Origin of the sequence: Methanobrevibacter millerae (assembly GCF_900103415.1) — an archaeon.
GTDB classification, from domain to species: Archaea; Methanobacteriota; Methanobacteria; order Methanobacteriales; family Methanobacteriaceae; genus Methanocatella; species Methanocatella millerae.
The window spans coordinates 34,080-56,121 of the sequence record NZ_FMXB01000014.1 but is presented as its reverse complement, the minus strand read 5'-3'; the positions used below and the strand labels follow the sequence as shown (position 1 = coordinate 56,121).

The following is a 22,042-nucleotide window of genomic DNA, read 5'->3' as shown; positions in this document are numbered from 1 at the left end:
AACATTACTATGTAAATAAAACTATTTAACAGTTGAAGTTAAAATTATAATTGATACAATGGATTATGAAAAAAACGCCCGGGTAATTAATGACGATATCTTCGATTTGATTAATCGATGTTTCGATGAGGAAAGAAGTAGTCGAAATAATGAAAGTAGGCTCAATTTTTTTGATACTTACAACAATTACTTTGTTTTAACGGACGATGGATCCTATTCTATTAACTCAAAGGAAATAAATCATAAAATTGAAACGCTACATACATCTACAGGTGCAATTAGTGAGGCATTTGAGAAATTTATCAAACCGATGAAATTCGACTACACCAAAGACATCACCATTTTAGACATCTGCGCAGGACTCGGATACAACAGCTCAGCGGCGATTGATGACTTTTTAAAGCACTCTGAGGACTCCAACCTAAAAATAGACATGGTTGAGATTTCAGCCGCCACTTTAGCCTGCGGGCTTCTGGTGCCGTCACCGATTAAAGCACATGACATTACCCGAAAGGCCATTGAAAATGAATTGATTAAACAAGATTATGCAACATTGGAACTTGAAACGGCAGAGATTCCATCTAACATTGACATTAACGTCTACATCGAGGATGCCAGAAAAACCGTCCAAAGGCTTGATGATAAAAGCTATGACGCAATATTTCTTGATCCCTTCAGCCAGAACATGGCTCCGGAACTGTTCTCGCTTGAATTCTTTAAGCAGTTCAGAAGGATAATTAAAGACACGGGCATTGTTGCAACCTATACATCAGCAGCGCCGGTAAGGGCGGGTTTCATTAAGGCTGACTTTTATATCGGCCTTGGACCCATTTTCGGCAGAAAGCAGGGAGGAACCCTTGCAAGCCCCTCCCAGGAAATGCTTGATACGGCACTTCCTAAAAACGATGAGATAAGAATTGCCCTATCAGACGTTGGAATACCGTTCAGAGATCCCGGTCTTGACAACTCAAGCGAATACATTCTGGATAAAAGAACCGAGGAAAGGCACGCCAAAAGGCACACGGAAAAGATTTCATCAGCGGTTAAAACGCCTATATTTCTGGCACAGGAAATGGATGACGAGAAGCTTAAAAGGCGCGTCGAGAGAAATCTCGCTAAAATGAACATTCCTTCAACGACATCTGCTGAAGCCAAATACATCGTCGAAATAGAAAACACATACTCAGAAAAACAGGATTTAGAAAAGAATTCAAGAAATAGAATATTGGATATGGCTAAAAAATTAAAAGAAGTAAAAAACGGCGATTATTCGTAAATCATCTCACCATTTTTTAACATGTAAGCTGCTGCTTTTGAGGATAAAACTGATTCGGATATGACATTCAATGTTGTTCCGTCATATACGTGCTCGTTTCCGAAAATACTCCAGTCGGCGTCACAGTTTGCACAGAAGATATGGCCTTCGGCGCTTCCGCCTTCCTTATATCCGGTTGCAGGGAAAACACCATAATCTGTGGTTTCATCACCTGCCCAGAAAATGCTCCAGTAGAGCTCTGAGCTTCCGCAGTATGGACATACCCTTTCAAATACTGTCACGTAGAACTTGTATCCGTATTCTGAAAGCTCGCCGGGAGCTGAAGGTCTTCCGATAGCCATTATGGTTTTGTTGTCAGGTGAAACACCGTAAATTGAGTAATACAGAGTTTCATGAACTACAACAGTTTCGTTTTCCTCTTCAATTTCCTCTACAGCGGTTATATTAATTATATTACATATTTCAAGCCCATTTGATAAATCACAGGATTTAACGTCATGAACTCCACTTGACAGGTTCAGCTCAAGGGAAGCGATACCGTATGCGCTGGTTGTGACGTAGTATTCTTCACCGTCAACGCAAATCTTCATTTCCTTGTTTGAAGCCACAGAACCGTCATCGTTAATCAGAATAACGTTGAATGAACAGTTAAAGCTGTCGCTTTCAACGTCTGAAGTAATCATCGTCGGAAGCACGCTTACAATGTTTGATGTCATTTCACCGTTTATCGGATTAATTGCAGTTAAAACGTAAAGGCCGGGCAAGAGATTGATATTCAGCTTTGCCAGTCCGTATTCGTTGGTAGTTCTTGTGTAGAACACGCCGTTGATGTTGAAAGTAACATCACTATTGGCCAGAGGATTGCCTGTGGCATCCAAAAAGCCTGCATAATATTGAGTCTGGCTTTTATAAAACTTCGTAACGTCGGATCCGCTTACTGAAGGAAGAACCGTAATCCTGTTGGAACACATCAGACCGTTTTGATGAATCGCAGTCAATATGTATTCACCGGAGTTAAGGTTGATGTTCAATCGTGCAACACCGTTTTCGTTGGTCTTACGGGTGTAGAATACGCCGTTGATGTTGAAAGTAACTTCAGTGTTGGCTAAAGGATTTCCGTTCCTGTCCAAGAAGCTGGCATAGTATTGAGTGTCGTTTTTAAAGACCTTAACTACATCTCCACCGGATAATGTAGGCAGAATCTCAATGTCACTGTCCAGACTGATGTAGCTCAATTCATAATTGTATCTGGTGGAAACGGAATAGTTTCCCGGATTCAGATTGATTGCAAGAGATGCAACACCATTAGAATCAGTGACCCTGGCATAATCGACACCTGCAACGTTGATAATCACTGTAGCGTTTTGCAAAGGATTATCGCCTTGCGTTAATGTTACCTGATACCTTGATCCGTTCTTATAATACATTAATAAATCCATAGTCTCTAAAGAATAGTCGTCCTGACTAATGGATATCTTATCTGATACATTTAAAGAAATCCCCGATGGGGGTTCTTCATCCGCATCACTTGTTTCAATATCATCAGTGCTGTTAGTTATGTCAACTGCTGCAACAGCTGATATTGACAACATGAAAACAAGCGTTATAAATAATAAATTAATTTTTCTGTTAAACATGTATTAACCTCGTTAACATATCAATACAAAATCTGGTTTTGTATCGGGTACATAAAGTGTTTGAAGGTTTTCTTATAAAAAGCTTTTTATTTTCAAAAAGCCGATAAATAAAGCCAAATAGCCCAAATAAAGCAAAATTAAAGGGAATTGATATATAGCATATTTTATGTAGTTTATAGAAACAATCAATTAATGAGTATTTATCAATTTTAAAGTCATTTAGTGCTTATTTATTAAATCTGAAATGACTGAATAATGTTCAATGACTGGCTTATTGACCATATTCGAAAAAAAGAATTGGATAAAAAAGAGATAATATTATTTTAAAATGAAAATAAAAAAAGGAAATTAATGGAATTGGAAATTAAAGTCCTTATTCCACAGTTACACATTTCGCCAAATTCCTTGGTTTATCAGGGTCAAAGCCCTTCTCGATTGTAATATAGTATGACAATAACTGAAGCGGCACAATATAGACCAGGGGCGCGATAATTTCAGAAACTTCAGGGTTGATTTTAAAGACTTCAGGAGCCTTCAGGGCAAGTTCCTCATCATCAGCTGCACCGAATGCCAATACCCTTGCACCGCGTGATTTCACTTCCTCAAGATTGCTCATTGTCTTTTTGTGGGAATCTCCCGGAGGAATAACGACAACAACAGGTATTCCCTCATCAATCAGTGCCAGAGGGCCGTGCTTGAGCTCTCCTGCAGCGTATCCTTCGCCGTGAATGTATGAGATTTCCTTTAATTTCAAGGCTCCTTCAAGAGCAGTCGGGTATGAGTAGCCCCTTCCAAGGTAGAAGAAGTCCTTTGCGTAATTGTACCTTTTAGACATTGACTTTATTGACTCAACGTCTTTTAATACCTCATCAATGAAATCAGGAACATTATTGAGCTCGTTTAATAGGTTTTCGTCCTTTGCCATCAGTGCAGCAAATAAATAGATTGCCGTCAGCTGTGAAACGTAGGTTTTCGTTGCGGCAACGCCTATTTCAGGACCTGCCTGGGTCTGTATGACATACTGTGCTCTTCTTGTGATTGATGAACCTGCAACGTTAACGATACCTAGAGTCTTTGATGTTTCGTTTGCAACGTCCAGCGCCTTCAGAGAATCTGCAGTTTCACCGGACTGAGAAATGAAAATGACCAATGTATTTTCATTCAATGTCTTTTGTGAGAACTTGAACTCTGATGCTAAAATCACGTCAGTCGGGATTCCGGCAAGAGATTCAATCAAGTACTTTCCAGTAAGTGAAGCGTGATATGAGGTTCCGCAGGCCACAAAGCAAATTCTTGTGATGTCATCAAAGTCTTTAATTATATTTTCGATGTTTTCCCTTTGGGTTAGGGTGTTTCTAACAGCAGTTGCCTGTTCGTTGATTTCCTTAATCATGAAGTGGTCGTATCCTTCCTTTTCAGCCATTTCAGGCGTCCAGTTGATGGTGTCAATCTCCTTGTTAACTACATTGTCGAATTCGTCGTGAACGACAGCACCGCTTTTATCCAAAATGACGATTTCTCCCTTTTCAGGATAGATTATGTCTCTTGCGTATTTTAATATTGCGGGAGAATCGGATGCAAGGTAATATCCGTCTTCACCAAGCCCCACAATCAATGGAGAGTCCTTACGGGTTGCAACAATCTTGTCAGGTTCCCTTAAGGATATTGCAGCTATTGCGTAAGCCCCTTCAAGCTTTTCTATGGTTTTTCTAACCGCATGCTCCAAATCAAGGCCCTCATCCATGAACTTCTGAATCAGATGAGGAATTACTTCGGTATCGGTATCAGATCTGAAAGTGTGTCCTTCAGCCATAAGCTCCTCTTTAAGCTTCGTATTGTTTTCAATGATTCCGTTGTGAACCACTGCAATCTCATTTTCCTCGTCAAGCTGAGGATGAGCGTTAAGCTTTGAAGGGTCGCCATGTGTAGCCCACCTTACGTGAGCTATGCCAAAACTTCCCGGCATGTCCGGCAAATCAAGCTTTTTGTTAACCTCATTGATTTTACCTTCGTCCTTTTTAACGTAAATATTTTCATTTTCATAAGTAGCCAGCCCTATGGAATCGTATCCCCTGTATTCAAGCTTTGAAATGCAGTCAAATAAAATAGGGGCAGCATTACTATCATTATCCTTCAATATACAACCAACAATACCACACATGTTAACACCAATTAATAATTATAAATATCCTCATAAAGCTTTACGACTTCCCCTATGATTAAAATGGCCGGAGTCCTGATTTCCTTTTCGGAAATATTTTCTAACGTGCCAAATATAACGTTTTCATCAGGCAGGGTGCCGCTTTCTATAGCGCATACCGGAGTGTCCTTGTCACGGTACTTCATAATCTCAGAAGTATTTTCTTTAATATTGCCTATTCCCATTAATATAACTAACGTGTCGGCAGTATAGTCCCAGTGCACCTGACTTTCAGGCTTGGTCGGGTCTTCATGACCGGTTACGATTGTAAGTGACGTTGCAACCGCCCTGTGAGTTACAGGAAGTCCCAGTGACGTTGGCGCACCGATAGCTGAGGTTACGCCAGGAATAACTTCAAACTTGATATCATGTTCCATTAATGCCAGTATCTCTTCTCCGCCACGGCCGAAGACAAATGGGTCACCGCCCTTAAGCCTTACAACGTTTTCATGCTTTTTGGCCTCATCGATAATTAACTCGTTGATTTCATCCTGGGTCTTGTAGTGTTCACCGGCTTTCTTTCCGACATAAATCCTTTCAGCGTCTTCAGGAGCATGTGCCAATATTTCCTCATTGGCCAGATAATCGTATAAAACAACATCGGCCTTGTTTAAAGCCTTTACCGCCTTTAGAGTTATCAGGTCCGCATCTCCGGGTCCGGCACCGATTAAATAAACTACCATTTAAATCACTTTTTGTCTATAAAAATCCCTTAAAGAAATTCAATCCGTCCGTTGAGCCCAAAATCTCTTCACAGGCCCTTTCAGGGTGAGGCATCATTGCGCATACAAGTCCTGATTCGTCACAGACGCTTGTGATTGCTTCCATTGAACCGTTAGGGTTTCTGTCCTTGAACTGCAATACAATCTGGTCCTGATCCTTTAACAGGTCAATGTTTTCGGTGTAGAACCTGCCTTCCGCATGGGCAATAGGAATCTTGACGGTCTGTCCTTTCTTGAAATCCTTTGTGAAGGGAGTTCTTGTTGAGGAAACCTTCAGGTCAACCCATTCGCAGTTGAATTTAGGGTTTTCATTCGTGATGAAAATTCCTGGAACAAGTCCGATTTCACCCAATATCTGAGCTCCGTTACAGATTCCCAAAACAGGCTTTTCCTCTTTAACCAGCGCCTTGATTCCATCGATTACGGGAGTTATTGATGCCATTGCGCCGGCCCTTAAGTAGTCTCCGTATGAAAATCCACCGGGAATGACAACGCCGTCAAAGTCAGTCAAATCGTCGCTGTTCCACCAGACGTATTCTGCCTGCATGCCGACCAGTTCTATGGCGTGGGCCACGTCCCTGTCACAATTGGTTCCGGGAAATCTAATTACTCCGATTTTCACTTAAACCACCTTATTTACCGCAGGCCATATTCTGTGGGATAACGTTGATCTTATAATTGTGAATTACAGGATTGCACAAAAGCCTTTCACACATGTCAACGACGTTTTCACGGATTACTTCCCTGTCTTCGCCTTCCATCTGGAACTTGATAATGTCAACGGTCTTGGCGTTTTTGACTTCATAGCCCAATAAGGCTAAAGACCTTTCGATTGTACTGGCTTCAGGGTTCAACATACCGCTTTTAAGAGAAATTTTAACTTCTATATCAAATAACATTTAAATCACCTTTTCATCATCGGGAATAATTCTATTGTAAACTTCAACGTAGGCATCCATGACTTCTGAATCCTTGCCTTCTCTGAACAGTTCCTTATCAAGCATTTCCAGGGTTTCAGCATCCCAGAGCCTGCATCCGTCAGGGGAAATCTCATCACCCAATAGGATGTTACCTTGTGAATCCTTACCGAATTCAACCTTGAAATCGACCAGAATGATGCCTGCATCCTTGAAAAATTCAGTCAGGACATCATTGATTTTCAATGCCTTTTCGGTCAGGATGTCGACCTCTTCGGGAGTGGCAATGCCCAATGCCTGAATCAGCGAATCGTTAAGCATAGGATCGTGGTACTCATCATCCTTGAAATCCATCTGCACGATTGGAGGATCCAGTTTTTTACCTTCTTCAATCGGATATTTACGAACTAAACTTCCGGTAGCTATGTTTCTTACAATGACTTCAATAGGAATCATTTCAAGCTTTTTAGCTAACATTACATTGTTTTCTGGTAAATCGATGAACTGCGTTTCAACACCTTCATTTTCCAAAACCTTGAAGATTTTAGCTGAAATGACTGCATTGTAAGCGCCCTTATTGGTCATGACCTCTTTTCTAGCGCCGTCACCGGCAGTCATATCGTCACGAAACTCGATAATGACCTCATCGGCATTATCCGTGGTGAAAACACTTTTCACTTTACCCTGGTTAATTAACTCTTTTTTCTCCATGATATCAACAAATTAATTTTTGAATTATTATACAATTAACTTTGTTTTAAATCTTATATAATATTAATTAATGGATAATTCGGACTTGCTGATTTGAAATCTGATTTTTGAAAAAAAATTCCGTTTTTATGGATGATATATTCGTTGTTTTAGCCATTCAATTTTAATTATTGCTTGATTAGCATATAAAATTAAATATATCCTTATTTGTTTAAATTAAGTGCTTATTATTATCCATTTAAGCTGTAAAAAGAGCCCATCTTTTGGAAATTTCTGCTGAAATCAAGTAACTGAAATATAGGATTAATTAAATTAATAGATAATAAAAAAAGTATCAAAATTATTAAGTGTAGTTTTGATTTGACGATAGGTCGTGAAGAGTCCATTTTTGGGAGCATTGCTAAATCAGACTTGTTAATTTTTTTATCAATATCACTTGTTTATGAAATAGATAACAAGTATGACATAACAATCATACTCTAAAAAAACACTAAAATACTCAATCTTTCCTCTTATCCAACTCTTTTCTAATATTTTCAATAGATTCATTAGATATTTTAATTGCTAAATTTCTAAATGCTATTTCATCAAAAAATTGATACTTAGGATCCTCTTTCGCATAATATATTACCATGTAATCACCTAAAAACTATTAATTAAACACAAAATCTATGGTAATGGCATAATTCTTAAAAAAGAAAATTATCACCAAATAAATTATATTTCAAGCAATATTAATACTTTACTAAAACACAAAAAAACAAGCAAAAATTATTAAAAAGTATGAAATAACATATCATACTCTAAAAAAAACACTAAAATACTCAATGTTTCCTCTTATCAAACTCTTCAATAAATTTCTCAAATGATTCATTAGATAATTTTATAGCTAAATTTATAAAAGCTATTTCATCAAAAAATTCATATTTAGGATCCTCTTTTGCATAATATATTACCATTTAATCACCTTAAATATATATCATTATGTTTCTATATGAATACAATATTATTTAAATTATATTATTTACTTATTTTTATTAAAAAATTGCGGATTCAACTCCACATCAAAATAATGTTTTTTCTTTTTCCAAATATAACCATCTCCTTTAGAAATAATAGATACATCTATATCCCCACCAACAGTTTCCAAATTTGAATCCATTTTACGCTTTAAAGATGTAATGCGAATTAGAGATTCTACCATGTTAGCTAATTCCTCCTTTGGTAATACTGCCACAGAATTTAAAATAGGATATGCATAATTATCTTTTAATTTTGCAATATCTCTTATAAACTCCTCCACCCCAATATCAGAACTCATAGAAAAATTATCTAAAATTTGATTAACTAGAGATAGATAATTATTTTTAATTTCATCATTTGAATTAAACTCTACACGTATTTTTTCCAGATGATTATCAAGAAAATTACTAAATAGTTCTACAATTGCATTCTCCATAGTTGAATCAATGCCTGTTAAAAAGGTATTTATAACATCTTTTTGGGCAAAAGGAAATATTCCACTTCCATCATAATTAATCAATTCTTCATAATCAACAATTTCTATTTTCCCAGAATTATTTAGACATATGTTAAATTTTACAACTGAAGGAAAGAGATCTTGAGTATTAAAACCGGAAATAACAATACCAGTGCCCATTCTCATTAAATAATTGAAAAAGATATTTTTCAATAAAGTTACAATTTCATCATGATGCTCATCTTCAACATAATCAGGAATGATTTCTTCAAATTCATTATCGTATTGTTTTATAATCTGATTATAGTCATTTAAAAAGTCCGGCAAATCTTGAGTAACTCTGGATTTTAAAAAATCAACCAAAGAACCTTCATAATTTTCCATCTGACGAACAATAAGGGGTTTGAATAATTCTAATCCTGATTCAATCATTGATTCGAAATCCGAATTTGGAGTATTTTTGCCCAAAAATTCTAAGAAATCATCTTTAATTGAAATAATATCTTTTTCCTCAAAATCTGTTCTTTTGCGATATTCTTTAATTAATGTTTCCATCGGAATCTTTTCAAAATCCGCTGATCCGTAAATCATCATGCCCATTGGAGGATTATCCTGAGAGAGCATGAATAATTTATTTACTCCATTATATGTTTTACTTCCATTTACCGTCACCGCACTATCAGCCGCCATAGCAATAGCGCTTTTATTCATAGTTAACACTTCTGATGTCATATTATCACGCTTTTAAACTAATTAATATCAAGATTTGATAAACATCAAGACCATTAAAAGTCAAGATGCAAATGCCAGCAAATATCAAATTTACGAAAATATATAATTCCAAAGTAGTATATAAAGTAGCTAGTTTCTTTTCAGATAATATAACCTCCTTAAATCAATATTCTAATGAAAAGGTGAAAATTTAATCAGCAGGGAAAAAAAGATTAAAATACTTCAAATCAAAACAGACATTATAATACATTAGAAAATCCGAAAAGAAAAACACTCAAATTAAATCAAATTAGCTTCAATTAAATAGCATACTCTAAAAAAATAACCCATAATCATAACAGCAAAATGCTATTTGAAAACATCATCATGTAAAATCAATATTTTTCATCTAAGACATGTAGATGTTGAAAATTATTAAAAGCAAACTGTTGAAACTTTAAAAATCAGCAAAAAATTACCTTCCAAAATCAATACTCTAAAAAGCAAGTAAAATCAGTAAACCACCCACCGGCTCATTTTTTGTTGAAATAAAAAAAGAAGTATCGAAATTAATATGATAATTTCGATTCATTTTTTACAAATTATATCTTTTAACTCCTAAGAATATAGCTATAGCGAGTATAACTAATGCGATTGGAATACCCGTTTTAGCATCCAGCTTGTACGGGTTATTATTTTGATTGATCTTAGGTTTCTTTGGCGAATTATGGGCCACTTCTGAAATATTATCAACTCCTTTATCGTTGCCGGTTGCAGTATTGTTTGCGGTCTGATTGTCCGTGACAACAACAGTCGTATTATTGTTTATAACTGTATTGTTAGTCTTGTTGGTAACGTTATTTAAGAGATTGGCAGTGTTGTTTGTAATGTTTTTCAACGGATTTGTGTTATTTTTGGAATCTGTCTTATTGGTAACGTTATTTAACAGATTAGTAGTATTTTTAGTCTTATTGGTAACGCTATTTAACAGATTAGTAGCATTTTTAGTATTGGTCTTATTAGTAACGTTATTTGTAACATTTTTGGAATCAGTCTTATTTGTAACGTTATTCGTGACATTCTTGGAATCCGTCTTATTGGTTACATTATTAGTTTTATTTGTAACGTTTTTTACCGGATTGGTATCGTTATTTGTGGAATTGTCACCCAGCGCAAGCTTACCCACTTCAGGAATCGTAACCATTGTCTTATTTTCAATATCAGAGTAGTTTCCATTACCGGAATAATTGGCCTTAAGCTCATATTTGCCCGGATTCAAATCGCTGACGTTCAATGGTGCATCACCGTTTTTGACGTTGACCCTGTAATCCTTGCCGTCGATTGTATAGAGGACGCTTCCTGTCGCATCATGGGGCAGGACAACATGAATCTCTAAAGTATCATTTAAGACGTTCGTATTAAAAATCAAATCAAAAGACATTTTTTCATCCTTAACTTCCTCACTGGCCGCAAAACCCAAAGCCAGAAGGAAAATTAAAAACATTAAAAATAAACTAGATTTTCTCATAATTCTAATTATTCGAATTACACTTTAATAAGCTTTTGCAAAATAAGTTAAATGTAGGTCAAATCGCCTTCGGTTTTAGAAAACTTGATGCCGTTGGTTTTGCCGTTTGGAAGCTCGGATGATATTACAACGGGATAGTCATCACCTGAATCGATAATCATGGTGTGGATAACATCCTTTCGGGTTTCGGCAACGATAATATATCTGCCATTCTCCTTTTTAAGCTCGCCCCTTAGGAAAACGTCGCTGAACGTCTCACAGTACAGGTATTCGGGCAGCTTGACATTAATGTCAAAATAATCCAATATGTCCTTTAAAATCATAAAAATCAAAAAATAAAAAATTTAAAAATTAACTATGCGGTCACAGTTAATTTTTGAGATGCATTGCAGGTTTCAAAGTCAGCGGTACCGTTGAAGGTACAGTTGAAAGTGTATTGGCCAGGATTTACGCCTGCAATACCAAATCCTAACTTACCGTCCTTATCAGTGGTGAAGTTAATATGGTTTTGCTCACCGCTTTCTGCAATTACGATAATGTCAACTACCTGATCGGCAATTGGAGAACCGTCTTTTGCAGTTAAGGTTAAGTTAAAGAAATCACCGTTTTTAAGGGTATCCGGACTTGTAATCTCAATTTGGCTTGCCTGAGCGGCATATGCAAAGGAACATGCAAACACAAATATCAATAGCGCAAAGATAATCTTTTTATTCACATTTTCACCTCGATTATTCCATTTTAGGCAGATATTTCTGGTCTGATTCGTAAGACGAGCCAATCAGCTTGCCGGTATCAACGTCGAATTGTCTGAATCCGCCGTCTTTATATTGGATTTCCCTATAATGTCCGCTTCCGGCCTGATGATTGAATTTAATTTCTTCTGAAACTATATTTTCATCTTCTGAATCGTAATCTGTCAAGTTAGATACTAAAACGCTTGAATCATTTGGATTTTTACCGTTCATTACAGACCTCCATAGAATGCTTTAACAAGATAATTAGTATCCTTGATGAGTAATTTGATTTTACTATGTTATTAAATTATTGCTTGAAATGACTTTTACTTGTGATGACAATAATTACCATTTAATGAAATATTACTCGATGAGGTCAATTTTACAAACACAGGACAATTTTACTCAGTAAAAGCAATATTTACCTCACAACATAATTTAATTGAAAAAACAAAGGTTTATAAGGCTTTAAATCCAATATAAACATGTGTAAAATTAAAATGAGGAATACATATGGCAAAAGAAATTAAAGGCAAATATGTCCCTGTTCGAAGTGATGCTGAAGATGAGATTCATATCATTTGCATGTCCCAATTAGAGGAATATCCGGAATATCTAACGAAATTAGATGATATTGTTGGAGGATATGAGTCAAGATTTGTATCCGAAAGATATAAGAACCTGAATTTAGATTCCGTCAGACAAAGAAAAAACGGGAATCTGATAAATATTGAACATCATTCAAGCATTGATGCTGATTTGATGAGAAGGGATTATGAGTACTGCATCAGCACACACGCAGCAACAAAAAGATATGTGGAACCATTCATATTCTACACAGGAGACTTACCCATCAAAGAAGTTGATTTCGCCAATGATTTAATGTTTTTTAATCCAAAATGGATTAAATCAAAAGAAAGATGTGGAAGCATAAGATTAAATAATCTCAAATACAAAATAGAAAAACAAGAAAAATGCAGTGCATTTGAGATTCTTGATTTGATTTGGCTTCCAAAGTACCAAAATGATATAAACTTTGTTGATACAATACTTGAATGCGTTAAATTATACAAACATGTAATTGGCGACGAATGGGTATTATATGTAGCAAAGAAATGCCTGAGACTATGGGTTGGAAGGCATGTGGAAGATGAAGAACAATTAATAGAAGCAGTTGGAGGTTTAGATATGTCAGCATTAGAATTAAGACCATTTGAAGAACAATTTGCAAACGTACTGCTTGCAAACAAATTAGACCAAGCCGAAAAAAGAGGAAAAGAACAAGGAAAAGAACAAGGAATAGAACAAGGAGAAGAAAACATCATACTAAAACTCCTTAAAAAAAACAGTCCCGAAGAAATAAGCGCACAATACGACATACCACTTGAAAAAATTCGCAAAATAGAAGAATCTAAATAGATACACCAATTTAGATATTCAACATATTAAAGGGTTTCAACATGTCAGCATTAAAATTAAGGCCATTTGAAGAACAATTTGCAAACGTACTGCTTGCAAACAAATTAGACCAAGCCGAAAAAAGAGGAATAGAACAAGGAGAAGAAAACATCATGCTAAAACTCCTTGAAAAAAACACACCCGAAGAAATAAGCGCACAATACGACATACCACTTGAAAAAATCCTTAAAACACAGAAATTCAAAATAGACATTCAATTTTAGAAATATCAATTTTTGAATATAGTGTTCAAGTATTTGAACAGTTATTTATAAACTAGTGTTCAACCATTTGAACACTAAATCAATTAATTTTACTTTTAAATCAAACCCTTTCTTCAGCCTCATCCCAGTCGGGGTTCTTTGCGGGAAGAATCGTGAAGATTAAAGTGGCCGAAAGAAGTATTGCCGCTGAGATAACCGTGAACGTCAGCTGCTCATATGAACCGCTTTTTGCAACGTCAAACATTCCCCCAATCCAGATGATTGAAATGAAAATCGGAAGGATGTACTTGACGATAATAAGCCACCATTTGCCTAATTTTATTGTTTTGCTTTTGGAATTTAAAAAATCGATTAGCTTTTCGACCTTGAATATCCAGGCAAAGACAATGCATTCAATGACAACACCCAAAAGCAATGCAATCTGGTTGATGAAGGTATCGACAAAGCCTAAAAGGGACCCTCCGAACGAGGTTGCATAAATCATGGATATTGCCGCAGCGACTATGATGAGCGCAGTCATGGTTCTTGACCTTGTAGATGCGAACTTGTTCTGTATTGAAAATGACAAAGGCTCGATTGTGGAGAGGATGCTTGTAAGGCCTGCCAGATAAACTGTCAGGAAGAATAGCGGTCCTAAAACGTATGCCCACTGGCCTAAAACGTTGAAAACCGTCGGATAGACAATAAATACCAGACCGGTTCCCTGTGAAACCAGATCCGCCACCGGAGTTCCTGACTGAAGTGACATGTAGCCCAGAATGGAAAAGACCCCTAAAGCTGCGAAGTTTTCAAATAATGAGTTTGCAAGAGCTATTGAAATTGTGTTTGTTATCAAATCGGCGTCATCTTTAACGTAGCTTGCATAGGTAAACGCTATTGACATGCCGAGGCTTAAGGAAAACACGATCTGGCCGAATGCAGCCATCCAGATTTCAAAATGAGTCAGAAGCGACCAGTCCGGATTGAAAAGCTCTGCAAGGCCGATTGACGCACCGGGCAATGTAAGTGAAAATGCCACAATTATAATCATTATTATGAATAATAATGGGACTAAAATCTTTGATACCTTTCCCAGACCTTGCTCCAAATCCCTGTGTGAGATAAACCAGATTATAATCCATCCGGCAAGCATTGCAACAGCTATTACCGGAATGAAGTTCAAAAGTCCCATGAATGAGTCTGAAGACTGAAGAAGCGTTGTGGTAAAGAAATTGTTAGGATCGGCTCCCCAGCCCTTGGTGAAGCTTAGCATCATATAGATTCCGTCCCATCCGAGAATGGCTGAGTAGTAAATCATTATCATGAATACGGCAACCGGCAGAAACCAGCCCAGATATTCGCATTTGGAATTGATTTTTCTTGCCGCTTTTGCAAATGAAGACTTGAAATTGTATCCGACGCCATACTCAAGGATTAAGAATGGAATTCCCATTATGAGAATTGCTACGATGTACGGGATGTAAAAGGCTCCTCCCCCGTTTGAATAGAGCACGTAAGGATATCTCCAAATGTTTCCAAGTCCGACTGCCGAACCTATCATTGCAAAAACGAATGACAGGTTGCTTCCCCACTCATTTTTATCTGTCATAATTATTAGTTATATTTTGGTAGGTATAATGTTTGCGATTGGCATTTTGTTAAAATTCAATGATTTCCACATTTTCAAAGATTTTTTGTAACTGATTTTTAAAATCGCTGATTTGGGAATCCGTGACCCTTTCAGAGTAGAAATCCTTTTCTAAAAGTTCATACTTTCTTTTAGCCAGATTGTGAAGTTTAAAAATTTCAATTTTTTTGGGGGAATATTGTTTTATTAAATCACTGATTTCTTTAGTATCTGCAAGACTGTATTTATTAACCAGAATTCTGAAAGTGACCTTGCTTAAATCCAGAAAATCCAGATTGGAGAGGAACTGGATAATGTTTCCGCCCAAGACATTTTTAGCGTTTTCAGGGTTTAGCATCTTATGTCAACAATTAATTCGTCTGCATATTCATTGGCCATTTTTACCAAGTTTTCACTTACAAACAATGCAGTTTCAAAGAGATTTATTTCATTGAACTCAATTAAAATCTTAAAAATCTAAAATATTAAAAATTAAATAATTTATTGAAATTATTTAATTCAAAATCTCTTTTAATGCATTAACTAACAATAAATTATCTTCTTCATCACGAACAGCTATTCTAATGAATGATTCACCATTAAAACCTTTTTTATCTGATAAATCTTTTATAAATAAATTATAATCGTTCAATAAGATATTTGTTAGTTCATAACTACTAATATCACATAAAACTTCGCACATTATATAATTGGCTTGTGAAGGATAGATTTTTAAATTAGAAATAGCTTTTAAATCATCAACATACTTATTTCTAGCATTTTTAAATTTTTCCAAACCAATTTCATAATCTGATTTATATTTTTCAAATATCTGAAGATAATATTCTGCAAAAGAATTAATATTCCAAATAGATAAATCTTTCTTAATATAATCAATTAATTCTAAATTTGAAGATGCTAAAATTCCCAATCTTAATCCTGGAACTCCGAATGACTTAGATATACTTTTAACAACAATAAAATTAGGGTTTTCATCTAAAATTGCTTGATTTAAAAATGTGGCATCCTCTTCTGCATCAGCAAAGTCAATGAAAGATTCATCAACTACCAATAAAATACCTTTTTCATCTGACCATTCAATTAATTTAAAGACATCTTCTTTAAAAATATAATTACCCGAAGGATTATCTGGATTGATTAACACCAACATGGAAATATCTTTATCATCAAAGAAATCAATAATGTCTTCGGAACCATATTTATAATCATTGACAGAAGAATCAAAGGCTATGATATTTTTTGGATTCATCCTATTGGGATATTCTTCAAAAGTAGGTATTATAACACCTAATTTAGAATCTTCACCCAAAACATGTTCAATTAATGATTTGATAATTTCTGATGCACCATTACCCACACATATATTCTCAACATCCAAACCGAAATACTTGGCTACAAGCAATGAATTAATATCCATGCCTGAAGGATAATTTACAAGTAAATCTTCAAAATTGGATTTTAACTCCTCTATTAAAAATTTTGGTGGATAATAAGGGTTTACAAGATAACAATAATCAATCATGTGTGGATATCTCCAATATCCACCATATCTTAATGAATATTTTTCTAATTTCTCATCATAATCTGCAAAAATGCTTTCTGCAATATTTAAATCCTGAATATCATCAATTTCATACCATTTTTCATCATCCAATTTTTTAACTTTAATATTAGACTCTTTAAAATTAGCTATTACTTTTAAAACTTGTTCATAGTATTCATTTAATCCCAAAGCTTTAGTATATGCTTCTAAAAATGGAATATAGAAATTTTTGGAAAAATCTTTTGAGAATTTGTAAATGTTTACTGTTTTATAATACTCCGTAATCTCTTCAAATGAAAACTGATTTTTTGACAAGAAATTTACAATATTATCTTCATCATCAATTGTAACTACAGTTCCGTCCATCCAGCTTTCAAATTTGGCCACAACAGCTAAATTAGGCCTTTCATCACCAACTAAATCTTCAAGAATTCCATCATCAAAAATCAAATCGGATTCCAATATCAAACAGTCTGATTTTTCCAAATAATCCTTTGCCAAAAATAGAGAATAGATGTTATTCGTTTTGTCAAAAATTTCATTTGAAACATAATCTATTTTTGTTTTGATATCTAAAGTAGAAATAAACTCCTTTAATTTATCAGCATGATATCCTACAACTAAAACAATTTTTTCAAGATTTAAATTATCCAGCTGAGTAAGCATTCTTTCGATTAATGTGACATCATTTACAGTAATCATACATTTTGTTTTATCCTTTGTTAGGCCTTTTAAACGTTTACCCATTCCCGCAGCCAATATAATAGCGTCCATTCAATCATCCCATGTTTATTTAATGACAAATGACATATATTGAGTTTCAGATCGTTCATTCAATTCCATAAATATATCAAAAGAGTTAATTTCATTGCAATTTAACTTTTGGAAAAATTCTCGATATTCATTTTCTGTCCTATAAATTGCATTATAATCTGCTTCTAACTCATCAGAATAAAAGTCTTTAAGGGTTAATCTTGAATCCATACATGAAATTGGTTCAGTTATAAATAATTGAGTATCATCTGAAATTACAGTATTAATCTCATTTATCAAAACTTTCAAATTATCATCATTGATATACATTAAAACTTGACTAATTAAAATAACATCAAAAGGTGGTTCAACAAGCAATTCATCAATTTTAATATCAAAAGCAGACATTACCTGAAAATTACAGTTATCAAAATTATGAGAATTTTTAGCAATGCCAACAAGATTTTCAGAATAATCCAAACCTAAGTAACATTGGCATTTATCTTTAAAAAATTCGGCCCATCTGCCAATTCCACAACCGATTTCAAGAACCTTTTTATCAGAACAATCAATATTTTCTAAAAACAATGCATTTTCTTCACTGTTTCTTCTTTCAGAATTTTCTTTATCTTGGAATAAAACAATAGATAAATCACTATCCACTTTTTTATTAGCTCTTTCGTTGAAAAAATCTTTTACTTTTTCTGAGTTAATATCTTCATTGTCACCATATAATCGTGCCATTTCAAAGTCTCCTACTTTAATTATAATAAATAAAACTAACTTATTACTTTATATTCTCCATTATGTAGTTTAATAAATATATTTTATTAATTTACTATATATCTTTTTGTTCAATTAAAAAATTTAACTCACACCATAAAAATTATAATTATTAAATAATATAAAATACAAAATCTAAATTGATACTATGAGTAAACCTTTTTCACTAAAAATAATTAATTCAATATTTAAAATAATTAGCTCAATTTTACCTGTAAAGAGAAGAGTTTTATTTTTAGGAAGTCCTAGAAATGCAACATTAATGGAAAACGATCAATTAGTATATGATGCTTTAACTTGTGATAAAAAAGTTATAATAAAACCTATGCCCCACACTCTTAGAGACATTTTTCATATATCTTTTTTTATAATGACAAGCAAAGTAATTGTTCTGGATGATAATTATCGTTATTTTGCATATATTCCATTAAAAAATAATCAAAAATTAGTCCAATTATGGCATGGGCCAGGAGCATTTAAAAAAGTTGCATTAGCGTTACCTAATCATCCAATTATTGAAGAATATACTCATGCCCAGTATGATGCATTTATTATTAGTTCTCCTCACGTTTCAGACCATTTTGAAAATTGTTTTAAACTTTCACCAAATCGTATTAAACCATTAGGTTATCCATTGTCCGATTTACTTATAAATAACAAAACCGAATTAAAACATGAATTCTTAGAGAAATTTCCAGAACTAGAAAATAAAAATATAATATTGTATTTACCAACTTATAGAAGATATGAACATATGGAGTTATTAGACTTTGATTATGGAATCGATTGGGAGCAATTAAACCAGTATTTAACCGAAACCCATTCTGTTTTCTTAGTTAAAAGACATCCGTTACAGATACATGATAAAATTGAATTTGTACCTAAAAATTATGAACGAATAATAGATCTGGGCGATGTTTCTTACCTCTCATTAATGGTGGGAGCAGATGTATTTATAACAGATTATTCCTCAGCATTTTTTGATTATTTACTTTTAGACAAACCAATTATATTTTATTGTACTGATTCTGAAGAATACATATCAAAAACAGGAATATATCTTAAATTTCCAGAAGACCTTCCAGGACATTACTGCAAAACATTTAATGAACTTTTAGACACATTGAATAATTTAGAAAACGAAGTGAATTACAAAGAATTTAAAGATAAATACATGGAATCTTGTGATGGTCATTCCACTGAAAAAGTTGTAAATTTAATTATGGGGTATTTGGAATAATAACATTTTTAAGTAAATATAATTAATATTAATATATAACTAATTTTAGTAAAACTAAAATATAATTAGAAGATGTTTATATGAATTATGCAGTAATATTAGCGGGCGGTACTGGGAGCAGAATGAAGAGTATCAAAGTTCCAAAACAATATTATGAAATCGAAGGAACACCCATAATAATCTATACATTAAAAACTTTTGTGGAAATTAATTGCTTTGATTATATTTATATCGCCATAGATGATTGTTACAAAGATTATGTGAATTCATTACTTGAAAAATATTTTAATAAAGATGTTATATCTAAAATTACTCTTGTAAAAGGAGGAAATGAAAGAATCGATTCAATTCACAATGTTATTAAACTTATTGAGTTAAATGAAATTTATGATAATGATATTATTGTAATTCATGACAGTGTAAGACCATTTGTTACTGAAAAAATTATTTTAGATAATATTGAAGGGGCAAAAGAATATGGTGCAACTGTAACATCAGTACCTGTTAATGATACAATATTATTATCAACAGATGGAGATTATGTTGATAGAATTCCAATTAGAAAAACGTTATTTAATGGCCAATCCCCAGATAGCTTTAATCTAAAAACATTTATTGAACTTGAGAATAAATTAACTGAAGAACAAAAAGAAATTATTACTGGAACATCACAGGTTTGTACTTTAAATAATTATCCAATTAAAATGATTGAAGGAGATACTATAAACTTTAAAATAACAACTGATGCGGATTTAGAACTTGCTGAACACATAATACTAAAGAAAGGTGGATTATGAAAACAATTGAAGAGATTCCAAAAACTATGGATGTATTAAATTTATACGGAATTGGAGATTTGAGGTTTGAGAAAAAAGAAACATATAAACTTGAAAAAGATAATGTTTTAGTTAAAATTAAATATTGTGGAATATGTTCTAGTGACATTGAAAGGGTATTTGTAAATGGAACTTATCATTTTCCAACTATTCCTGGTCACGAAATGTCTGGTCAGATTGTAGCAGTGAACGATGAAGATGAAGATTTGTTAGGTAAAAAGACTGCAATATTTCCGTTAATGCCTTGTTTTGAATGTGATGCTTGTAAAGAAGGACAATATGCACAATGCTCTGATTACAATTATTTTGGGTCCAGATGTGATGGAGGATATTCAGAATATTTGCTTGTTCCAAAATGGAACTTGGTTTTATTTGATGATTCACTTGACTATAAAATTGCTGCACTTTGCGAACCTGGAGCAGTTGCAATACACTCCGTAAACATAGGGAACATTAAAAAAGGAGAAAAAATAGCTATCAGTGGAACTGGAACAATTGGAATGATGATAGCATTAGTTGCACAAGGTAAAGGAGCTACTGTTACTGTAATTGGAAGATCATCTAAAAGTTTAGAATTTTCAAAAGAATTAGGATTAAATACATTATTAACAAATGAACTTGAAGATAAAAACTTTGATAAAGTATTTGAAGTTGTTGGAAACAATGAATCAATAAATCAATCAATTGGATTAACAGGCAATTTTGGAACTGTTATTTTAGTTGGAAACCCAAAAGATGATGTTTATTTAGACAAACAAATATATTGGAAAATTTTAAGAAAACAAATTATTTTAAAAGGAATTTGGAATTCAAGTTATAATACTAGTGTTAATGATTGGAAAGAAATTTTAGATTTGATGGTTAGAGGAAATATCTCATTTGAATCCTTGATAAGTAAAGAGTTCTCTATGAATGAATATGCTGAAGCATTTGATTATTTAAGAGATGCTAATGAAAAAAAATTAAAGGTTATGTTTAAAAATGAATAAAAAAGGAAAACTTTCAGCATCAATGATGTGTGCTGGATTAGACAAATTATTTTACTTTTTAACAGAATTTAAAGAAGTGAACTTGGAATATTTACATATTGATATTATGGATGGTCAATTTGTTCCAAACTTTGCTTTAGGAACAGATTATGTAAAAAGCTTGAGAAGAATTACAGAAATCCCTTTTGATTACCATTTTTTAGTAAATAATCCATTAGAAAAAATGAGTTGGTTCGACATACGTGAAGGAGACCAAGTATCATTTCACTTTGAAAATAATGATAAAATTCAAGAGTGCATTGATTATTTAACAAGACTTGGTGCACGTAAATTTATTGCAATTAATCCTAAAACTAATTTTCATGAATTAGATGAATATTTCCCACAAATAGATGGTATTTTAGTTATGCACACCCCCCCAGGTTTCGCTGGAAAAAAATTAATTCCAGAAACAATAGAAAAAGTGGGTGATTTGAGAAAATATTTGAATGAAATTAATCTAGATTTAGAAATTGAATCTGATGGTAACGTATCTATAGAACATGCAGAAAAATTGTATGCTCAAGGATCAACAATTTTCGTCTCTGGAACTTCAAGTTTATTTATGAATTCAGAAAAACCAATTAAAGAAATAATTATTGAAAAACGGAAAGTTATTGGGTGGAAGTAATTT

Annotated in this window: 24 protein-coding genes; 7 read left to right on the top strand and 17 right to left on the bottom strand. The window is 33.7% G+C overall.

Going from position 1 to position 22,042, the window contains the following annotated elements:
• The first annotated feature begins 58 nt into the window (after window positions 1-58).
• On the top strand, window positions 59-1,276 hold the full coding sequence (locus tag F3G70_RS08640; RefSeq protein WP_149732307.1) for an MnmC family methyltransferase: 1,218 nt from the start codon (window positions 59-61) through the stop codon (window positions 1,274-1,276).
• Here F3G70_RS08640 and F3G70_RS08635 read toward each other — a convergent pair.
• The 13 genes from F3G70_RS08635 to F3G70_RS08585 form a co-directional block, all read right to left on the bottom strand.
• Window positions 1,267-2,868: an Ig-like domain-containing protein gene (locus F3G70_RS08635; protein ID WP_223166050.1), complete on the bottom strand. Its 1,602-nt coding sequence runs from the start codon at window positions 2,866-2,868 to the stop codon at window positions 1,267-1,269. The genes F3G70_RS08640 and F3G70_RS08635 overlap by 10 nt on opposite strands.
• A 418-nt stretch (window positions 2,869-3,286) precedes the next feature.
• Complete coding sequence (gene glmS / locus F3G70_RS08630; RefSeq protein WP_149732305.1) at window positions 3,287-5,074, bottom strand: glutamine--fructose-6-phosphate transaminase (isomerizing); 1,788 nt, start codon at window positions 5,072-5,074, stop codon at window positions 3,287-3,289.
• A gap of 11 nt (window positions 5,075-5,085) precedes the next feature.
• Complete coding sequence (cobA, locus tag F3G70_RS08625) at window positions 5,086-5,796, bottom strand: uroporphyrinogen-III C-methyltransferase (RefSeq protein WP_149732304.1); 711 nt, start codon at window positions 5,794-5,796, stop codon at window positions 5,086-5,088.
• Between the two features lie 16 nt (window positions 5,797-5,812).
• On the bottom strand, window positions 5,813-6,457 hold the full coding sequence (purQ, locus tag F3G70_RS08620; protein ID WP_149732303.1) for a phosphoribosylformylglycinamidine synthase subunit PurQ: 645 nt from the start codon (window positions 6,455-6,457) through the stop codon (window positions 5,813-5,815).
• Between the two features lie 10 nt (window positions 6,458-6,467).
• Window positions 6,468-6,734 (bottom strand): phosphoribosylformylglycinamidine synthase subunit PurS, encoded by a 267-nt coding sequence (gene purS, locus F3G70_RS08615; RefSeq protein ID WP_149732302.1) that lies wholly within the window; start codon window positions 6,732-6,734, stop codon window positions 6,468-6,470.
• Window positions 6,735-7,463 (bottom strand): phosphoribosylaminoimidazolesuccinocarboxamide synthase, encoded by a 729-nt coding sequence (purC, locus tag F3G70_RS08610; RefSeq protein ID WP_149732301.1) that lies wholly within the window; start codon window positions 7,461-7,463, stop codon window positions 6,735-6,737. It abuts the gene before it with no gap.
• A 499-nt stretch (window positions 7,464-7,962) separates the two neighbouring features.
• Window positions 7,963-8,097, bottom strand: a complete 135-nt coding sequence (locus F3G70_RS12430; RefSeq protein ID WP_262492222.1) for a hypothetical protein — start codon at window positions 8,095-8,097, stop codon at window positions 7,963-7,965.
• A gap of 190 nt (window positions 8,098-8,287) precedes the next feature.
• On the bottom strand, window positions 8,288-8,422 hold the full coding sequence (locus tag F3G70_RS12425; protein ID WP_262492221.1) for a hypothetical protein: 135 nt from the start codon (window positions 8,420-8,422) through the stop codon (window positions 8,288-8,290).
• Window positions 8,423-8,487: 65 nt separating this feature from the next.
• Complete coding sequence (locus F3G70_RS08605; RefSeq protein ID WP_223166049.1) at window positions 8,488-9,675, bottom strand: hypothetical protein; 1,188 nt, start codon at window positions 9,673-9,675, stop codon at window positions 8,488-8,490.
• A gap of 574 nt (window positions 9,676-10,249) precedes the next feature.
• Window positions 10,250-11,158, bottom strand: coding sequence for an Ig-like domain-containing protein (locus F3G70_RS08600; protein ID WP_188118127.1), 909 nt, complete (start codon window positions 11,156-11,158; stop codon window positions 10,250-10,252).
• A 71-nt stretch (window positions 11,159-11,229) separates the two neighbouring features.
• Window positions 11,230-11,505, bottom strand: coding sequence for a hypothetical protein (locus F3G70_RS08595; RefSeq protein ID WP_149732298.1), 276 nt, complete (start codon window positions 11,503-11,505; stop codon window positions 11,230-11,232).
• Between the two features lie 32 nt (window positions 11,506-11,537).
• Window positions 11,538-11,897, bottom strand: a complete 360-nt coding sequence (locus F3G70_RS08590) for a carboxypeptidase regulatory-like domain-containing protein (protein WP_149732297.1) — start codon at window positions 11,895-11,897, stop codon at window positions 11,538-11,540.
• Between the two features lie 13 nt (window positions 11,898-11,910).
• On the bottom strand, window positions 11,911-12,147 hold the full coding sequence (locus tag F3G70_RS08585) for a hypothetical protein (protein ID WP_149732296.1): 237 nt from the start codon (window positions 12,145-12,147) through the stop codon (window positions 11,911-11,913).
• 282 nt (window positions 12,148-12,429) lie between these two features.
• Here F3G70_RS08585 and F3G70_RS08580 point away from each other — a divergent pair, with 282 nt between their 5' ends.
• Window positions 12,430-13,335 carry a hypothetical protein gene (locus F3G70_RS08580; protein WP_149732295.1) on the top strand — a complete coding sequence of 302 codons (906 nt, stop codon included), beginning with the start codon at window positions 12,430-12,432 and terminating at the stop codon, window positions 13,333-13,335.
• A gap of 41 nt (window positions 13,336-13,376) precedes the next feature.
• On the top strand, window positions 13,377-13,598 hold the full coding sequence (locus F3G70_RS08575) for a hypothetical protein (RefSeq protein ID WP_149732294.1): 222 nt from the start codon (window positions 13,377-13,379) through the stop codon (window positions 13,596-13,598).
• 100 nt (window positions 13,599-13,698) lie between these two features.
• Here the strand turns inward: F3G70_RS08575 and F3G70_RS08570 are convergent, their stop codons facing one another.
• The 4 genes from F3G70_RS08570 to F3G70_RS08555 form a co-directional block, all read right to left on the bottom strand.
• On the bottom strand, window positions 13,699-15,186 hold the full coding sequence (locus tag F3G70_RS08570; protein ID WP_149732293.1) for a sodium-dependent transporter: 1,488 nt from the start codon (window positions 15,184-15,186) through the stop codon (window positions 13,699-13,701).
• A gap of 49 nt (window positions 15,187-15,235) precedes the next feature.
• Window positions 15,236-15,562, bottom strand: coding sequence for a hypothetical protein (locus tag F3G70_RS08565; RefSeq protein WP_149732292.1), 327 nt, complete (start codon window positions 15,560-15,562; stop codon window positions 15,236-15,238).
• Between the two features lie 156 nt (window positions 15,563-15,718).
• Entirely contained in the window at window positions 15,719-17,542 is a 1,824-nt protein-coding gene (locus F3G70_RS08560) for an aminotransferase class I/II-fold pyridoxal phosphate-dependent enzyme (protein WP_149732291.1), read from the bottom strand.
• 15 nt (window positions 17,543-17,557) lie between these two features.
• Window positions 17,558-18,265, bottom strand: a complete 708-nt coding sequence (locus tag F3G70_RS08555; RefSeq protein ID WP_149732290.1) for a class I SAM-dependent methyltransferase — start codon at window positions 18,263-18,265, stop codon at window positions 17,558-17,560.
• Window positions 18,266-18,452: 187 nt separating this feature from the next.
• Here F3G70_RS08555 and F3G70_RS08550 point away from each other — a divergent pair, with 187 nt between their 5' ends.
• The 4 genes from F3G70_RS08550 (at window position 18,453) to F3G70_RS08535 (ending at window position 22,039) form a co-directional block, all read left to right on the top strand.
• Window positions 18,453-19,544: a CDP-glycerol glycerophosphotransferase family protein gene (locus F3G70_RS08550; RefSeq protein WP_149732289.1), complete on the top strand. Its 1,092-nt coding sequence runs from the start codon at window positions 18,453-18,455 to the stop codon at window positions 19,542-19,544.
• An 80-nt stretch (window positions 19,545-19,624) separates the two neighbouring features.
• A complete protein-coding gene (locus F3G70_RS08545) occupies window positions 19,625-20,341 on the top strand; it encodes an IspD/TarI family cytidylyltransferase (protein WP_149732288.1) in 717 nt (238 codons plus the stop codon).
• Window positions 20,338-21,369, top strand: a complete 1,032-nt coding sequence (locus tag F3G70_RS08540) for a galactitol-1-phosphate 5-dehydrogenase (RefSeq protein WP_149732287.1) — start codon at window positions 20,338-20,340, stop codon at window positions 21,367-21,369. Before F3G70_RS08545 ends, F3G70_RS08540 begins: the two co-directional genes overlap by 4 nt.
• Window positions 21,362-22,039 carry a ribulose-phosphate 3-epimerase gene (locus tag F3G70_RS08535; RefSeq protein WP_149732286.1) on the top strand — a complete coding sequence of 226 codons (678 nt, stop codon included), beginning with the start codon at window positions 21,362-21,364 and terminating at the stop codon, window positions 22,037-22,039. The genes F3G70_RS08540 and F3G70_RS08535 overlap by 8 nt, the downstream gene beginning before the upstream one ends.
• Window positions 22,040-22,042 lie beyond the last annotated feature (3 nt).

What these genes read in the sequence shown, in the direction of transcription:
- F3G70_RS08640 (WP_149732307.1), top strand. Translation starts at nt 59, where the DNA reads ATGGATTATGAAAAAAACGCCCGGGTAATTAATGACGATATCTTCGAT.
- F3G70_RS08565 (WP_149732292.1), bottom strand. Translation starts at nt 15,562, where the DNA reads ATGCTAAACCCTGAAAACGCTAAAAATGTCTTGGGCGGAAACATTATC.
- F3G70_RS08575 (WP_149732294.1), top strand. Translation starts at nt 13,377, where the DNA reads ATGTCAGCATTAAAATTAAGGCCATTTGAAGAACAATTTGCAAACGTA.
- F3G70_RS08555 (WP_149732290.1), bottom strand. Translation starts at nt 18,265, where the DNA reads ATGGCACGATTATATGGTGACAATGAAGATATTAACTCAGAAAAAGTA.
- F3G70_RS08605 (WP_223166049.1), bottom strand. Translation starts at nt 9,675, where the DNA reads ATGACATCAGAAGTGTTAACTATGAATAAAAGCGCTATTGCTATGGCG.
- F3G70_RS08600 (WP_188118127.1), bottom strand. Translation starts at nt 11,158, where the DNA reads ATGTTTTTAATTTTCCTTCTGGCTTTGGGTTTTGCGGCCAGTGAGGAA.
- F3G70_RS08540 (WP_149732287.1), top strand. Translation starts at nt 20,338, where the DNA reads ATGAAAACAATTGAAGAGATTCCAAAAACTATGGATGTATTAAATTTA.
- F3G70_RS08550 (WP_149732289.1), top strand. Translation starts at nt 18,453, where the DNA reads ATGAGTAAACCTTTTTCACTAAAAATAATTAATTCAATATTTAAAATA.
- F3G70_RS12425 (WP_262492221.1), bottom strand. Translation starts at nt 8,422, where the DNA reads ATGGTAATATATTATGCAAAAGAGGATCCTAAATATGAATTTTTTGAT.
- purC (WP_149732301.1), bottom strand. Translation starts at nt 7,463, where the DNA reads ATGGAGAAAAAAGAGTTAATTAACCAGGGTAAAGTGAAAAGTGTTTTC.
- F3G70_RS08535 (WP_149732286.1), top strand. Translation starts at nt 21,362, where the DNA reads ATGAATAAAAAAGGAAAACTTTCAGCATCAATGATGTGTGCTGGATTA.
- purS (WP_149732302.1), bottom strand. Translation starts at nt 6,734, where the DNA reads ATGTTATTTGATATAGAAGTTAAAATTTCTCTTAAAAGCGGTATGTTG.
- F3G70_RS08580 (WP_149732295.1), top strand. Translation starts at nt 12,430, where the DNA reads ATGGCAAAAGAAATTAAAGGCAAATATGTCCCTGTTCGAAGTGATGCT.
- F3G70_RS08595 (WP_149732298.1), bottom strand. Translation starts at nt 11,505, where the DNA reads ATGATTTTAAAGGACATATTGGATTATTTTGACATTAATGTCAAGCTG.
- F3G70_RS08635 (WP_223166050.1), bottom strand. Translation starts at nt 2,868, where the DNA reads ATGTTGTCAATATCAGCTGTTGCAGCAGTTGACATAACTAACAGCACT.
- F3G70_RS08585 (WP_149732296.1), bottom strand. Translation starts at nt 12,147, where the DNA reads ATGAACGGTAAAAATCCAAATGATTCAAGCGTTTTAGTATCTAACTTG.
- cobA (WP_149732304.1), bottom strand. Translation starts at nt 5,796, where the DNA reads ATGGTAGTTTATTTAATCGGTGCCGGACCCGGAGATGCGGACCTGATA.
- F3G70_RS08545 (WP_149732288.1), top strand. Translation starts at nt 19,625, where the DNA reads ATGAATTATGCAGTAATATTAGCGGGCGGTACTGGGAGCAGAATGAAG.
- F3G70_RS08560 (WP_149732291.1), bottom strand. Translation starts at nt 17,542, where the DNA reads ATGGACGCTATTATATTGGCTGCGGGAATGGGTAAACGTTTAAAAGGC.
- F3G70_RS08570 (WP_149732293.1), bottom strand. Translation starts at nt 15,186, where the DNA reads ATGACAGATAAAAATGAGTGGGGAAGCAACCTGTCATTCGTTTTTGCA.
- glmS (WP_149732305.1), bottom strand. Translation starts at nt 5,074, where the DNA reads ATGTGTGGTATTGTTGGTTGTATATTGAAGGATAATGATAGTAATGCT.
- F3G70_RS12430 (WP_262492222.1), bottom strand. Translation starts at nt 8,097, where the DNA reads ATGGTAATATATTATGCGAAAGAGGATCCTAAGTATCAATTTTTTGAT.